This window comes from Limnoraphis robusta BA-68 BA1 (genome assembly GCF_034932365.1).
Lineage (GTDB): Bacteria > Cyanobacteriota > Cyanobacteriia > Cyanobacteriales > Microcoleaceae > Capilliphycus > Capilliphycus robustus.
In genome coordinates this window covers 30972-47485 of the sequence record NZ_JAYGHR010000015.1, presented here as the reverse complement: position 1 = coordinate 47485, position 16514 = coordinate 30972, and the positions used below count along the sequence as shown (strand labels likewise).

At 40.4% G+C, this 16514-nt stretch carries 13 protein-coding genes; 1 reads left to right on the top strand and 12 read right to left on the bottom strand.

The window, feature by feature from the left end; genetic code table 11:
- Positions 1-63 precede the first annotated feature (63 nt).
- From VB836_RS08660 to VB836_RS08605, 12 genes are all read right to left on the bottom strand, one after another.
- Positions 64-1506: a hypothetical protein gene (locus VB836_RS08660; protein WP_323218967.1), complete on the bottom strand. Its 1443-nt coding sequence runs from the start codon at positions 1504-1506 to the stop codon at positions 64-66.
- 36 nt (positions 1507-1542) lie between these two features.
- Positions 1543-2706, bottom strand: a complete 1164-nt coding sequence (locus VB836_RS08655; protein WP_323218966.1) for a glycosyltransferase — start codon at positions 2704-2706, stop codon at positions 1543-1545.
- A gap of 48 nt (positions 2707-2754) precedes the next feature.
- Positions 2755-4671 (bottom strand): glycoside hydrolase family 55 protein, encoded by a 1917-nt coding sequence (locus tag VB836_RS08650; protein ID WP_323218965.1) that lies wholly within the window; start codon positions 4669-4671, stop codon positions 2755-2757.
- Between the two features lie 15 nt (positions 4672-4686).
- Positions 4687-5838 (bottom strand): glycosyltransferase, encoded by a 1152-nt coding sequence (locus tag VB836_RS08645; protein ID WP_323218964.1) that lies wholly within the window; start codon positions 5836-5838, stop codon positions 4687-4689.
- Between the two features lie 34 nt (positions 5839-5872).
- Positions 5873-7102: a glycosyltransferase family 4 protein gene (locus VB836_RS08640; RefSeq protein WP_323218992.1), complete on the bottom strand. Its 1230-nt coding sequence runs from the start codon at positions 7100-7102 to the stop codon at positions 5873-5875.
- Between the two features lie 302 nt (positions 7103-7404).
- Positions 7405-8538, bottom strand: a complete 1134-nt coding sequence (locus VB836_RS08635; protein WP_323218963.1) for a glycosyltransferase family 4 protein — start codon at positions 8536-8538, stop codon at positions 7405-7407.
- Between the two features lie 15 nt (positions 8539-8553).
- Positions 8554-9510: a lysylphosphatidylglycerol synthase transmembrane domain-containing protein gene (locus VB836_RS08630; RefSeq protein WP_323218991.1), complete on the bottom strand. Its 957-nt coding sequence runs from the start codon at positions 9508-9510 to the stop codon at positions 8554-8556.
- 18 nt (positions 9511-9528) lie between these two features.
- Complete coding sequence (locus VB836_RS08625; RefSeq protein ID WP_323218962.1) at positions 9529-10488, bottom strand: glycosyltransferase family 2 protein; 960 nt, start codon at positions 10486-10488, stop codon at positions 9529-9531.
- A 172-nt stretch (positions 10489-10660) separates the two neighbouring features.
- Complete coding sequence (locus VB836_RS08620) at positions 10661-11887, bottom strand: glycosyltransferase family 4 protein (RefSeq protein WP_323218961.1); 1227 nt, start codon at positions 11885-11887, stop codon at positions 10661-10663.
- 26 nt (positions 11888-11913) lie between these two features.
- Positions 11914-12774 (bottom strand): class I SAM-dependent methyltransferase, encoded by an 861-nt coding sequence (locus VB836_RS08615; protein WP_323218960.1) that lies wholly within the window; start codon positions 12772-12774, stop codon positions 11914-11916.
- Positions 12775-12860: 86 nt separating this feature from the next.
- Positions 12861-13832 (bottom strand): glycosyltransferase family 2 protein, encoded by a 972-nt coding sequence (locus VB836_RS08610; RefSeq protein ID WP_323218959.1) that lies wholly within the window; start codon positions 13830-13832, stop codon positions 12861-12863.
- A gap of 79 nt (positions 13833-13911) precedes the next feature.
- Positions 13912-14832 carry a 2OG-Fe(II) oxygenase gene (locus VB836_RS08605; RefSeq protein WP_323218958.1) on the bottom strand — a complete coding sequence of 307 codons (921 nt, stop codon included), beginning with the start codon at positions 14830-14832 and terminating at the stop codon, positions 13912-13914.
- Positions 14833-15379: 547 nt separating this feature from the next.
- Here VB836_RS08605 and VB836_RS08600 point away from each other — a divergent pair.
- Complete coding sequence (locus VB836_RS08600; protein WP_323218957.1) at positions 15380-16483, top strand: glycosyltransferase; 1104 nt, start codon at positions 15380-15382, stop codon at positions 16481-16483.
- Positions 16484-16514 lie beyond the last annotated feature (31 nt).

Genomic DNA, 16514 nt, shown 5'->3' with positions numbered 1-16514 from the left:
ACCCTGTAACTTGAGTCTAATAGATAGTCAAAATTTAATGATCATTCAAATGAACACCCAGATTTATTTTAAGAGCAATAACACTTGAAATAGATCTTTAATCGATTTTGGACGCTGGTATGCTGTTTGTGGGGTAGCAATTTCACTCACTTTGTTTTGCTTTTGACAGTGATGCTCTTGCCATCTCAAACCAATAATACTCGCAACATAAAGCATATAACCCGGTTCTTCCATTTGGGTAAAGATTAAACCAAAAGCCATTGGAGTAAGAGCGAGAAATTTGGAAACATCATCGAAACACAGTCGTCGCCAAACCACCCACCAAACATATAGAAATGAAATTAAACCGAGCCATCCTACATCTCCCCAAATTCCAGCCCAACCAAACAAGGGAGAAAACATACTTGATTGATCTCCTAACCAGCTTGCTCCTACAACATTCCAAATTTCAACACTAGCAGGATGTTTGGTTGAACCTAATGGAGTCAGGAGACTGTCATACTCATAAAGCATCCAGCCACCTAATCGTCCGACGGTATGACCAGGCCCCAAACCCAACCAAGGATGCAATACGGAGTCATAGAAAGTCGGAACAACCCGAAAGGTTGCTGTTTTCAAGAGAGTTGCTTCTCCTTCTGGGCCATAAATTTCCGGTCTCATCCAGGTTTGAAAGGCATCGAAAGCTTTAACATTCTGCACAGCCCAGAAGAACGCATAACCCATTAAAGCACCTCCGATTATATACTGAAGTGCCTGTACAATGTTTTGAAATTTAGTCAATAACAAAAATATACCCGCTATTCCAAACACGAGAAGAGCTTGTTTTGCATCCGCCATATTCATGTGCCAAAACGTAGCTAGAGCCACGACAGCACGAAACCAAATCGGGAGTTTTTTAGCGGCAGAAAAATAGTATACACCAAAAGTTAGGGCAACGGAAGCTCCGACAACATGACCTGCTCCTCCCCCAATAAATACACCTTTAATATTGTCTTGAAGACCTTGGCGGAGATGAAGCTGTAAAACATACTGTTGAACATAAGCAAAGATCGTATTGGTAAAAGAAGAAAAAATGATAAAGGCGCGAAATTGTAATAATTTCTCTGGAGTCAGAGGCAGACTAACAATCGCAATGAGCAGAAGAAAATGCTCACAAAAAAACATGAAATTTAAACAAGCATTAATTAACCCGGCATTGTTTAAAATTGCACTGGCAAGGTTGACTGCAAAAAAGAGCATAACCGCTATCGTTAATTCCTGAACAATGGCAATTTGTTTCCGATCTTTTACCTTGCTTTTTAGCAGTACAAATGCACAGAGCCAAGGAATAATACCCAAATGCGCCAGGTTAATAATAGAAGGAAATTTTAATAAGGTTAAAACTCGGGGATAGAAAGCCGAACAAAAGCCAAAAAGCACCAGAGTAGACAGCTTAATAAATCCCTTGCGCTTTTTTGGGGGTCGATAATAGTATGGAGTTTGAGTTAAGTCTTCATAGGATTTCACAAGCGATTAACCTCTTTCAAACCACAATTTTTAACCTTAGAGAGAACGAGCAATTTCATAAATCTCCATAAGCTGATGGTAGTTTTTCTCAGGAGTATATTTCGCCTCATACTCAGCCCTAGCAGAGTGGCGCATTTGGATTAATTCTTTGGGGTGAGCGATCGCTTTTTCCACTATAGCAGCTAAGTCTAAAGGATCACTCGGACGAAAATGCAACCCAGTACGATCATTATCAACTAATTCGGCGATCGCTCCCAAATTAGAAGCAATAACCGGAGTCCCTTTCGCAAAAGCTTCTACTGCAACTCGACCAAAGGTTTCATACCATTTAGACGGAAAAATCAAAAACATTGCTTCTCCCATCATGTCATAAACCTCAGCCATCGGTTTGCGTCCCAACCACTCCACGTTAGAAAGTCGTTGAGTCGCTTCAACCACTAAACTCGATAAAGGCCCGTCTCCCACTATTTTAAGCGGGATAGGACTGTTGAGGTGTTCCCAAGCTTGCAGTAAGATATCAAGACCCTTTTCAACGGAAAGCCGCCCGACATAAAGGGCATATCCACCGCTTCCTGATCCCATTCCGGGGTCTGGAGAAACAAAGTTAGGTTTGACTATAATTTTCTCTCCAGGCCATCCCGCTTCAATAAATTTTTGTCGAGCAAACTGACTTAAACTGACAAAAAGATTCACCTGGCTTAACCAAGTATTCATCACTTGATGAGTCATTAACATGGCAATAGTTCCCGCAGTTACCAGGCGACTTTCTCGATAGCAAGCGTGTAAAAATCCGGGATAAGGAACAGGTTTTCCGAGACAATCTTCACAAACTCGACCTTGACGAAAAAACAGTCCATTAGGACAAATTAACCGATAATTTCGTAAGGTTTGGACAACTGGAACCCCTGCCGAACGGGCAGCATAATAAACCGAAGGTGAAATAAGCGGAAAAAAGTTCTGAACGTGAACGATATCTGTCGGTGAGTTCTTGAGCTTTTGTTGAACAATTTGATAGGATTCTTGAGACCAGATGGTTTTCAGGGCTAAATGAGCCGAATTAAAGCTAGCAATGCGATCATTATGTTCTTCGTAGCGATCAACTTCATGTCCCATTTCTCTAAGAAGATTGGCTTCGGCTTGGGTTGACTCATCTTCTCCGCCCCGAACTTGATAGTTGTTATGGATGCTCAAAATACGCATTGAAGCACAGTTCCTTTTGTTGTAAATTCTCTCTCGTTTCTGGTCTGATTAAGTCTGATCATAGCCAACATACAGAGGCATTCGCCCATGAGAGGCTGGCAGATCTTGAAAGCGAAATTGTTTAGAAATACCATCGTGAGTTTCTAAAACCTGAGTTTGGTAAACTTCTCCTTTATTGCGATAAATTAAACTAACGCTTGAGTCTTCATTAATAAATGCAGGTGCAGGGCCGATACGTTCCCGATTTTTATAGAGTAATCCTCCAAGTACCTCTGTTCGTCCTCCCTCATAGGTGCCAATAATTGTCCGATCTTTTTCGGTTTTGAGTCCCAAAATCCACAAATCACTTCCTTTATTGATGATGTGAGGATTGTGTTCATAACTTTCAGTATTAATTTGTCGAATCCAAACTTTTTGATGGTCGAATACCAGGGGAACAGAAACGACATCTTCAATAAAAACTTTCCCTCCAGGCACTGTATTAATATAACTACCATAGCCCATAACTAACGTTCTTGACGACGCCTGTTCTATCCAATAACTGCACTGATTTCCATAGTTTGTGTCCACATTTACGGCGATCGCATCTGAGACGCCATCTTCAATAATAAAGGCAGGTTGCCCCGGTATATTAAAAATCACCTGAGCCTGAAGACCGAATAATCGCCGCACATTTCCCCCCACGCGAATACTTTGCTTAGAAGTGTAAGTCCCCGCAGGTAAATAAATCACTTCCGCCCCGGAATCAATGGCTTTTTGAATTGCTACCCCATCATCTTTTTGATCATTCGGTTGAGCGCCAAATTTCGTAACACTCACCCAACGATTGGGATCTCCGTAGGGAATTTCTGGCGGGTCTTCTATGGGTAATTGTAGGGATTTTTTAGGTTCAGAAAATAGGCTAGAAATTCGATGAGAAACAAACTCTTCTATGCGAGAATCGGGGAGTTTTTGGCGTTGACCTGCTTGATTATCAATTGCCCATTTGTAGCCTTGGGTTTTCAAATCTCGGGCAAATAAAACCGCTTGAGCGTGATTAAGAATAGCTGTAGATTCAGGATTCCCTTCTGTTAGTTCCGCATCAACTAATACCATGAGCGCCATTTTGCCTTGATTTTCAATCGCAGGAACTTGATTGCGACTTTTCAGATCATGAATGGCTACAGTATTCGAGGTATTAACAAAGCCGACTTTTCGTTGATTAGTGAGGGTAATGTGTTCAAAAGTCATGCTGTATTGGTCGTGAGTGATGAAAATCCCGGTATCAAAACCATCGATATTAACATTTTGAATTAACCCCGGCCCCGGCCAAGGTTTGTCTAAACTTAAACCAATAAATCCCTGTTTTTGAGGGTCACTTGAACGAATTGTTACTTGATAAACGCCACCACTATTATTAGTATGATAGCCCATACCAATGGCTCCGGGATTACCCATTCCCACATCAATTGTCAGGTTACGAATGCGTTGAAAGAAATTTTGTCCGCCATGACCATATTCAATTTGAAGAACTTTTTTCGGATGTTTGATATCCTGAAAACCCGGACAATTATCTTTGAGTTTTATAATAACACCTGCACGACTTTCACCCCAAACATCCTTTTTTTTATCTCCCCATGCAATGGTATCACTAATAAGGTAAACTCCATTGGGAATATAAATGGCACGAATGCTTCCGCCTTCATCGGATTTTCCTCGACCAAAAACACTTTTGAAAGCTTCGGTATCATCCGTTTTACCATCTCCTTTTGCTCCAAAATCTTTAACGTTAACATAGCCGGATTCTGTCGGCAAGGCTAAGGAGGGCGAAGCAACAATTTCTGCTGAAAAATTAGAGGGGATTTCCTTAGGACGACGTTGCATGAACTGGCTTTGTGCTGAACCCTGATTAACTATCGTATGACTCACGAATACAACGATTATCCCCAAAATTATCAGAGCCGTTAATCGTTTTTTTACTCTCATTTTTACTCGGTTGATTTAGGATTTTTTGTTAACGATAGATTCATAAATCGTTTCTAAAACACGAGCTTGTTTATCTTGGTTAAAATTGACTTCTACTTGTTCTCGTCCTCGCTGACTAAACTGTTGCCATAATTCTAGGTTATTTAATAATTGTAAACTATATTCAGCTAATCCTTTAATATCTTTTTCTGGGGTCAGAAAACCTGTTTCTCCATGAATAACGGCTTCTGGAATTCCCGCATGATAGGTACTAATCACAGGAAGTCCCATTGCTTGCGCCTCTAATACAACATTGGGTAATCCTTCAGAATCCCCTTGAGATGCGGTAACACTAGGGGCGGCGAGTAAACGAGCGCGATTCATCCAATTTCGCACGGTTTCAGGCGGTTGGGTTCCGAGAAATTGATAGTTTTTCAGTTTTTGTTCGGCTAAAGTTTCAAGCTGAGTTTTTAACGTTCCATCTCCGATTATTACCAGTTGAACCTCGGGTTTTTCGGCTTGAACCAGACTCATGGCTTCGATTAAATATTCACAGCCTTTTTTCTCGGTTAAACGCCCCACAAACAGCACGATGGGTTCGCGGGTTATTTCTAAATTGGGGCAGAATTTGTTAACATCTACGCCATGATAATGGGTTCTAATTTTTTCAGGGGGAAAGCCGTTTTCTAGGAGTTTTTTATGAATAAATTGAGAAACCGTTAAAAATAAAGTGGTTTTTTCTTTTAGCTTTTCCAGGCGGTTAAAATAAATCCAATGATTCAGAGAGGTATAGCGGGAATGTTCGGCATCAACGGTGGCATCTGCGCCTCGATAGTGAACAATTAGAGGAATATTCAGTGATTTTATCCAGGGTAAAGCTAAGACTCCACTCAACCCAAATTGAGCATGAATTAAAACCGGATTTAACTGTTTAACCTGTCGATAAAGTTGGGGAGCGAAGCCAGAAAGTTTAAAGAGTTGTTCCTCTATTTTCCCTCTCAAATTCCCGGAATTAATAACAAAGGTTCGTTCGCTGGGTAATTCTAATCCTTGTACCCGACGAGAACCCACATAATAGGCGGTAAATTGTTGAAATTTCTCCGCAGGGTCTCGTATAAAAGTCTGCGAGGGAGGAAGCAAAAGGCTGTTAAATAAGATGACGGCGGGTTTGCTTGTATAGTTCTGCATTAAATCAACTCCTAAACTAAAAAATCACTAGAAATCAACTGATTATTTTTTCATAAAGTTTGGCTAATTTTTGACCTTTAATTTCCCAAGAAAATTCTTCTTGAACTCGCTTTTGTCCGGCTTTTGCCATCTGCGTTCGCAACTCGGGGTTTTCAGCTAGAGTTTTCATCGCCAAGGCTAAATCTTTTATTGCTTGTTCGGGAGTTTCAGCCGTGATTTTAAAGCCTGTTTCTTCTGTAACTTGCAGGGCTGGCCCGCCCAAATCTAAACAGATAACAGGACAACCTGCTGCCATCGCTTCTAAACAGACTAACCCACCGGATTCATGTAAGCTTGGATGAACTAAAGCCACGCATTGTTTGAGTTTATTTAAGGTGTCTTGCCGAGAGAGTTTCTTCCAAAATTTGACTTGAGTTTGAATGCCTAATTTCTCAACTAAATCCTCAAGTATTTGGCGTTCTGGGCCGTCGCCAATCATCCAATATTCTGTATTTTTGGGTAAATTCGCTTGAGCAAAAGCTTGTAACCCTAAGTTAAATCCTTTCCAGTGTAACAGGCGACCAATACTAACAAATCTGATGGTATTTCGCTCAATTTGAACGGCTTCTCCGAGTTGAATAATTTCTTCTTGAGATAGTCCTAATTGAGAGATGATTTCGACATGAGTGGCGCCGAGTTTTCGCAGTCTAGAGGCTGTGTCTTCTGTTGTTCCTCTAGCTAAAATACTGCGTTGAGCGGTGAGGTTAACAAAGGGGTCAATTTCTCCTAAGTTTCGGACAATATCTCGGAGAATTTCATAGCGTTTTCCTGAAGCACTAAACTCTTTGCGAAAAGCTGGGGGCGCCACTTCTCCGCCACCGACTGGCCCCCAAACAAAAGGAACGGGGAGTAATGCTAAAAAACTCGGCGTTGCATAGCGAACGTAGGTGACATGATGAACGATATCAAACTTGATTTGTTGATGCAGTTTACGGCCTAGAAAATAAGCGGAAATTTGCCAGAGATAATAGTGTAAATAAACCAGTCGTTGGTTTCGGTTCAGTTTTTGTACCCAACGAGAAGGTTCACAGTAGATAAATTCTAAGCCTGGTAAGGGATTTTTTTGGAGTTCAGCTTCGATTTCCGAACGATTATTTTCTCGCGTTAAAACCCAGACTTTGTGATATTTCACCAGTTCTCGAACGATGTTCCATCCAACTCCTGGTTCTGAACCTTCTCCGGGACGACAGGCATAGGCGGAGATTAAAACGTTCAGACCGTTCACGTTATCTTCAAGTTCTAATCGGTTAAATTCGCTCATTTGTAGTTAGGCAATTTTTTCCCATCTGTATTGAAAATTAAACTCAGTTAATGTTGATTAAATTTCGTTGACTCTGGTTGAGAATATCAGCTCGTTATTTAAGCATTGGGCTTGATAAGAATTCCGACATACTTGGCATTTTCCAATATCGGTGTTTGAACAATGATTGGATTTTCGCCTACAGAATCAGAAAAATCACGAAAGCCAAAATCATCATGTATATCATCTGAAATTAATATTCCTCCGGGTTTAAGAGCATTCCAGAGTTAGAGTAAAGATTCTGTGACTTTCTTCAAAAACTGAGCAGCCCTATCCGGGGCATATTGATTCATTAACGCTTCTGATTGATCACCCATTGACACGACTAACTCGGGGTTTTCAATAAAACAACGCATCAAGTTCGCAAGCTGTTCTGGGTGATAGGGATCAAAACAGTATCCATTCTGACCATCAGTGATTAATTCCGATGCTCCTGCCCATTTTGAGCAAAGAATTGGCTTTCCTAATATCATCGCTTCTAAAACAACCATTCCCCAAGTATCTTCTAAAGTGGGTAGTACAAATACATCTGCTTTCTGAAAATATTCTCCTAGTTCTCCATAGTTAACTCGACCTACCCATTGAACGCAATCTGTTAAATCATTCTCCTGACAAAACTGTTGGAGTTCTTCCTGTTGGGAACCGTCTCCCACTATTAATACAGTATAGTTTGTATGTCCTTGTTTTTTCAAGTGTGTGCAAGCGTCTAAGAGAAAATTTAAGCCTTTTCTTGGAATCACACTTCCGACAAATAGAAAGATCGGTTTTTGCCAAGAGGTTAGGGCATCTATAATATTAGCAGACTGGCTAAAAAGAGCTTGAACCGCAGGAACTTCATAGGGATGTACAAAAACCTGTGAGGGTTTCGCGTTGAGAACTTCTGTTAGATAAGATTTACCTGCGTTTGAATTGGTAATACAAGCATCGGACGCTTTAACCATTGCTCGTCGTACTGTTAACCGAGGGGCGGAATTTCGAGCATCAATACTCGGTGAACTTCCTTCATAAGCAATCACAACTTTCCATTTTCCGATAGGTTTAAAGAGTAAAGCAATCATCGTCCAAACGCCAAAGGAGTTGGAAAAAATGACATCGGGTTTAAACTTTAATAATCGATTAACGATATTTAATGGGAGATAGGTAAAACTATAGCCATAACCTTTAGAGGATTTGATAATCGGGATAATTTTTCGTTCTCCGACGATATCAATTTTAAAAGACTCTTCAAAACCGGGAGCATAACCTCGCCAGTTTGCCACAAAAGCTGTCATTTCAGGAAATAGTTTTGCTAACTCTGCTAGAGGCGGATGCCAATAGTAAAAGGCGGAGGTGAGTAACCAAGCAATCCGAATATTATTCATTATTAAATACCGAGTTTAATCTTTGGAAAGGGTAGAATTTTGTGAGCGGCTAGTGGCATATTGTCCTAAAAAGGGAAGTCCACCGACTGCGGGGAGGAAATAGCGAGAGGTACAAAGTAAGCCTAAAGCGGCGGCTGTTGTTGCATCAAAATAGGGTTGATAAAATAAAACTAATGCGGCATCGCGAGTTCCAACTCCTGCAAATGTTAAGGGTAATAATCCGGCTAAAATAGCGAGGGGAGAAAGGGCTAAGTTTGCCCAAAACGGAGTCCAAGCGTTCAGTGCTAGAATGAAAAACCAGATTTGGAGTAAATGGAGGAACCAAATAAAAATTGAAGTTGTACTAATTTTCAGCAGTTGAGTTTTATCCCTCCAAAAATATTCGTGCATTTCCCCCCAAGAAATTTGTAGTTTTTTAAGTTTATCTCCGATTTTTTTAGGTGAAATTTTGCTCAGACTTATAAAAAAGTAATCTGCAAGTTTTCGAGATCCTAAAAGTGAGAGTCCCAATATTAAACCCAAGCTGACACCGAGGGTCATTGTCCAAAATAAGGTATCTTTCTCAGGATAAACGATCAACCCTAGAACACACCATAACAATAGTGATAAGAGATCGCAAGTTTTTTCAAAGACAACGAGAGATAAAGAGAGTGAACCTGTTAAATGTCCCCGTTGTTGCATGAAGTATGCTTTCGCAATATCTCCCATTTTGGAGGGTAAGATCATATTCAGCACACTAGCGGCTAAAATTAAACGATTCGCCTCAGTAAACCTCAATCTTCTGCCCAAGGGCATCAGTTGTTGCAGTCGCCAAGCGGTAATCATTGTAATCGGAATAACCATTCCTAAGCTGATGATCATCCATTGGCGATCGCAATTTTTAAAAATCTCAATTAAACCCGCAATATCAATTTGAGAATAAAGAACTGCTAAAATAACTAAACTAATACCAATAGAAATCAGCCGTTTGATCACAAGAGTTAACCCATATTACTTGGAATTTGTAAACTTCTCAAACTCAGATCTTCGTAATCGTAACTGCACATCCTCTAAAATTTTCCGGTTCACAGCCATCACATCAGCAACTAAACCCAACATCCACAATTGAAACCCGATTAAGATTAAAATGGCGGCTAAAATCAAGCTGGGTGTTCTCGCTTTGGTCATATTGTCAAAGAATAACACCAACCAACGCACACATAACATAAATCCCATTGTAAACGGAATAGTCCCTAAGACCGTAAAAAATCGTAACGGTCTGTAGGTCATAAAAATGCGTAGAATCGTAAAAATTGACCGTTTAATATAAGAGGGAATACTCTTAACTAAACGGGAAGGGCGTAAATCTGGATTCGTCCGAATGGGAACCGAAGTAATCGCAATTCCTTTTTGTCCGGCTTGAATAATCGTTTCTAGGGTATAAGTATATTCGTTAAAAACATTAATTTGCATTGCTGCATTGCGACTAAACGCCCGAAACCCGCTTGGTGCATCGGGAATATTAGTGCTACTGGCTAAACGAACCACCCAACTTCCGAGTTGTTGCAAGAATTTTTTACTGGGGGAAAAGTGTTTAATCTGGCGAATCGGTCTAGCTCCCACGACAATTTCGGCATAACCGAGTAAAATAGGTTCGATTAAACGGGGAATATCCTCTGCACAATATTGATTATCGGCATCAGTATTAACAATAATATCAGCACCCGCTTTCAGACAGGCTTCGATTCCCGCCATAAATGCTTTAGCCAAGCCCTGATTGTATTCAAAACTGACAATATGATCGACCCCGCAGCCACGAGCGACATCGACGGTACGATCTAAGCTTCCATCGTTAATGATCAGCCATTCTACCGTATCAATACCGGGAATTTGACGGGGTAGTTGTGCTAGGGCGATCTCGAGCGTTTCTTCTTCGTTGTAGCAAGGAATCTGGATAATGAGTTTAGTCATTCCTCAGTTTAGGAAGGATTAAGTATCGCAATTGCGATCGCTAAGATACTTTTAACCCTTAGTTGAAGTTTTGTCTAGATCTTGGCTCTGATGCGCTAACCTATCACCTGTCACCTCAATCATACGTTGTTAAGACGCTGGCACTACTGTGTTTGATTTCATCCTGGAAATGCTAAATAGAGTTAAAAATTATTTCGGAAAATTTTTGAGCCGAGTTTTCCTGTACAAACTGCTTCATTTTTTTAGGGTTACAAAAAGATTGCAAAGATGATTGCATGAGTTGCGTTAATCCTTTGGCTATTTCACCCGGTTGAGTCGAATCAACGATTAGTCCTAATTCATAGCGTTGTACAAGTTCTCCCATTAAACCATAATCTGAACTCAGTAAAGGTTTTTCAGCAGCAGCAGCGAGTAATAATATTCCACTCATCCCGACATGACGTTGATAGGGGGCTAAAATCACATCAGCGACTTGGAAGTAGTTGGGAATTGCTGAGTCGGGAATGTATTCATAATTCCCCAAAATCTGCACAGGTTTAGCTTGACAAACGGCTTGAATTTGAGATTTGAATTGAGTTTCTATTCTTGAGGTCAGGTTTCCAACTAATAATAAACAGATTTGTTCACAAAGTTGAGCGGGTAATTGGGAAATCGCCTCTAATAGCTGATGAACCCCTTTCCGTTCGGTTAAAGCACCAAATAAGAGAAAAACTTTGCGGTTGGGTTGAATGCCTAAATGTTCTCGAATTTCACTCGAAGATAGAGAAGAAGGCGGAAAAGGTTCAACGGGATCAGGAAGATGAATGACTTTTGCAGCAGTCTTAAATTGATGATTCAAATATTTAACTGCAATGGGATCAAGACAAAAGAGGGTTTGCAGTTTTGGATGTCCTAAAACCCGAGAAACTGTCAATTTCTCTAGCCAATTCGAGGATTTATTGTGATCACGATCTTGAGCGTTTTTTAATTGACTGTAATGAAGTGTGGGACGAAAATAAATCCCTGAAAACCGACAAGGGGAGGACAAGCCAAGGGTTAAGGGCTGCTGACAAGTATCAAAGTACAAAATCAAACAGTGATCGACGTTTAATTGAGTGGCATATTTACAGAGAATTTTCCACTCTCTAAAGTTACGAAAGGCTCTTTGAATTCGTGTTTCCCGAGAGTTAATCAGACTTTCTTCTTCTGAACTAATCGCTACAAAGTTTATTTTTTTTGAGTCATAAAATTTAGCCAACTCTACGACATCCGCGTGTTCAGTTAGGAATTTAGGAATGACTACAATGGATAACTGTTCAGGTCGTTGTTCTTGATGCCAATATTGAATCAAGTATCGAATATAAGTGGGATGATGCCCTCCAATTGAGAGATCAAAGAGCATGATTTTTCGATTCTGCATTTTTTTATTTGCAAATATTTTCCGATTTATTTTTTGCCAATCATGGTCATTCCTCGAAACAGTAAAGGTGTACTGGCAATTTTTCGGCGCGAAGCATAAGGAAGTTTTTCGAGAATCATTTCACTGAGTTTAATGGGGTAAATAGTTCCAAAAAATAGAGGAATTTCTATATGAAGTTTAGGACTGTTTTTGACCCAATTGACTTGAGAGAAACCAACGGCATGAAATAAATCGTTGAGTTCGGTTACGGTGTACTCTTTTAAATGAAATCCCGTGGCAATTTCATCAAAATATCGGGAAACATCGTGAGGGCCAGACAAACGATTGGGAGTAATACAAATGTAGATTCCACCGGGTTTTAAGGCTTGATAAATATTTTGAAGCTGTTCGAGGGCATCGTCGGGGTGCAGGTGTTCCATGAGTTGATGACTATAAGCTACATCAACGCTATTTTCGGGGGCAGGAATACTACATCCATCTGATAGGATAAATTCAAAGTTTTCGGGTAAGTTATTTTGTTTGGTAATCTCTGTAGAAACATCGACAGCATAAACTTTTTTCACGTGTTTAGCCACAGCCAACGATAAACTACAATCTCCTGGCCCTACTTCTAAATAGACCGTTTCAGGGGTGAGGAAGCGTTGCAATAATTGCATTCGTTGATTAACGATCCAAGCTGTTGTTTCAGAACTCGCTTTGCGGGTCAGTTGAGGGTGATGCGGGACTTTCCGGTAAAGTTCGTCATAGACTTCAGTATAGAGGTGCTTTCTTTCCTCTTTCGTGGAGTTTTGGATGCGACGGGCTAACTCTTTTTCAATGGTGTAATGTTCTTGTATCTGTTCAAGGGTTCTTGATTCTTTTTTGGGGATTTTAATAGAGCTAATCATCTTGCATTTCCTACTAAGTTTGTGCTAGATTATGGTCGTAATAAGTTAGATAAGTTTTTCCTTGAGTGTTTCTGCCATTGCAGCCGTTACTCTCGCATCGACATCCGGGTTTTAGGAGATAACTTTTGATGCCACAGTCGGGGTATGGAATAGGACGGATTTGCTGCGATGGCGATTCCTAAGTACAAACCAGCCCGAATGTAATCCTGATCAGCAAAAAATAGTCCGGCTTTCCTGTACCAAAATTGTCCCAGTGTTCGCAGTTGTTGTGCTAAACGGGACATTACAGCTTGGGAATCATACTCTTTAAGAAATTGGCTGAGAAGAGGTTCCTTATTTCCAGCCAACTTTGCTCGATGGCGTGTAACAACATATCTTGCAACCTTTTTCTGCCAAAAAAACTTTTGCATTGATTGGCTACTCGAATGAACCCGATACAAAAGTAAAGGTTCCGGGATTACCAAAATCGGACCAAAATTGCCTAGCCGAGCCACCAATTCAAAATCTTCTGCTGGGGTTAGGGAGTAGTTTTCTAATAACTCCACATATCCTCCAGCTTTTTCAAAAATTTCTCTGTTAATTAGGGTACTTGGATGAATAACAAATGGGATATGTCCTTCTTGCCAAGATTGATAAAACTCTTCTTCTGTTTTTGCTCCTTGCTTAACCAAACTTAGCACCTTTCCAGTTGAGCTAATGTGGCAAGCGTAGGTTCCCCAAGCAACAACATGGGGCTTTTCCTTTGCCGCATTCATTTGTTTTTCAAACCGCTCGGGTTGGGCAATATCATCCGAATCCATAATCGCTAGCCAAGGGTATTTTGCTGCCCGAATGGCAACATTTCTAGCCGTACTTGCCCCACTATTTTGCTCAGTCTGAAGTACCTGAATCCGGCTATCTTGATCAGCATAGTATTTTATAATATCGAGCGTGCTATCTGTAGAATGGTCATCTACAATTAATAACTCAAACTCCCGAAAAGTTTGGTTTAAAACGCTTTCAATAGCTAAACCAATATACTTTGAGGCGTTATAAGCAGCCATTATTACGCTAATCATAAACTTTTCAGAATTTTTACTTGGGTTAATAATTGGCGAACATAAAAACTGGTGGGATGAAAACCGAAAAAAACTACATCTACTCCTCAGTTGGATCATACCAAAATACGCATTCTTTTTGCCGCTCAGACAATTTATCCTTGAGTATCAGCAAGCCTTTTTGAGAAAAATGGCGTTTACAGAACGTTGGATTTTCTGGTTGTCTGGAAGTATAGGTATACTGCAAGGCGAGTCGGTCTTTTACCGCACCTTTTGGTAATTGACCCCGATGAAAAATACCATCCGTTCCCGCAAAAATTACAGTTCCTGTGGGGCCATAGCAACTTTTCCACTCGGAAGATGAGACAAAATGCTCCATCTGTTCATCGGTGTAAATCGACTTATAGGGAGTCTTGAATATCAAAATAGATTTATAGATAATTTCCAACAAGGATGGAGTCAAATATCTCGGAATATAGTCAAAGGAAATTGTATCCTCAGCCACATCACTTAAATAAATCATAATCTTAAATTCGCGGCAATCTTCCCCGTCTCGATGCCACCGTTTTGAGCCAACATCTCGTCCTGCTTCATAAGCAATATCTTTCTTTAGATCAACACCCAAAAAAGCAACTGGAAGACCGATATAATTTTCAGCTATATCTAGCAAACGATCTTGAAGACCCCATAGAAAAATCTCAGGATATTCGGCGGCAATTTTGTCATAGCTGGCGCGAACAATATAGGTGTTCTTAGCGTTCGTAAATCCCGGAGAATCAGCAGCAAAAGCCGACTTAACTTCTGGTAGTAACCCATCAATTGCCTGAAGAAGCTGAGGAGTGAACGGCAGTGCCAAATGATCTAGAGATGTAATCAATACACCTTCAGCGTCAAGTGCATCAACAATTTGGCGGTCATCGGGTGACAAACTGGGTAATTTACCTGAATATTGAGCCGATCTCACTTTGAACTTTAGCTCTGATACGGCGATTTTTGACTTGTCTAGAAATGTTTTGAGCATAAGATACAAAATTCTTCAAACTTGATTGAGCAAATTTTGCAAAAAACCCTTGAAATAACTTACTGCTTAGGCAATCTTTTTTCTCTCGGATCAATGACAAGAGGAAAAAGAGGGTTGAGCCGCCTTTCTACTTCGGAAACACCCCAATTTCATTATTTTCTTGGGGATTTTGGTATAGCTAATGAGTCGGCGTTTCCTTCTCGGATAGCGCCATCATGTAAGAATGATCAATTCAATTATTTGAATGAAATCATGTTTGCTTCTACATTTTTTGTTAAAATTGACGTTAGAAAACTAATATTCGACCTAGAGAACGGGATTAGCTGTTGAAGTCCGATTAAGTCGCTTTCATTTTTGGGGGTTTGGAGTTGTATAAAGCTAGTCTAACCTAGATCTGCTTGATTGACAGCCTTTGATTATAGCTTTGATTAAACTTATCAAAAATAATCAATGTAATAAATATAACTGATAAATACAGGATTGCCTAACGCATTCTTGGTCAGCTAAAGTTACACCAGTAGTGGGGAATACAGGACTCATGTCAACTATGGCAACTCAGCCCCGAGTGGCTCTATTTATGGCTTATCTTGGTGGGGGTGGTGCCGAGAGAGTGATGTTTAACTTAGCTAGTGGTTTAGTCAACTATGGCTTAAGTGTGGATTTCGTGATTGGAAAAGTCTGGGGGCCACATATTGAAAAAATACCATCCGAAGTTCGGGTTGTGGACTTAGCCTCCTCCGGTATTTGGCAAACCACCCAAGCGTTAACTCGTTACCTCAAAGAAGAACAACCTGTTGCTTTACTATCAGCCCAGCATTTTGCTAATGAAATGGCAATCTGGGCTAAACGTATAGCCCGAGTTAAAACACGAGTTGTAGTGTCTGAACATAATACCCTTTCTCAAGCGATTAAACGTACTTCTAAAACGCGAAAGTATTTAATTCCTTCGTTTGTTCGCTATTTTTACCCTTGGGCGGATGGAATTGTTACTGTTTCTCAGGGTGTTGCTGAAGACTTAAGTAATTTTACAGGTTTACCCATTCATCGTATTAGTACCATATACAACTCGGTTTTGAGTCCTCAACTACAGGAAAAAGCGAAAGTTCGACTTGATCATCCTTGGTTTTGTCCAGGAGAACCTCCTGTTATTTTGGGGGTGGGAAAATTAGAAGCTCAAAAAGATTTTCCTACATTAATTAAAGCCTTTGCTCAAGTTCGACAAGTTCAACCTGCACGATTAATGATTTTGGGTTGGGGGCCAGACCGACCCCAATTGGAAGCCTTAGCCCAAGAGTTAAAGCTTGAAGAAGATGTTTCCCTAGCAGGTTATGTGGAGAATCCCTACTGTTATATGGCTCGTGCTAAAGTATTTGTGTTATCATCTGCTTGGGAAGGGCTGCCTACGGTTTTAATCGAAGCAATGGGAGTCGGAACGCCAGTTGTTTCTACCGATTGTCCGAGTGGAGCTAAAGAAATTCTGGGTGATGGGAAGTATGGTCTTCTTTCTCCGGTTGGAGATCCGAAAGCCCTAGCAGAGTCGATATTGAGCGTTTTATCGGGTCATACAAAAACGGTTGATCCAACTTGGTTAGATCAGTTTACTTCAGAAACAGCCACTCGACTATATTTAGAGATGTTAGGAGTACATTGAGAATTCTCACTTTTAAATTTGGAAATTGACT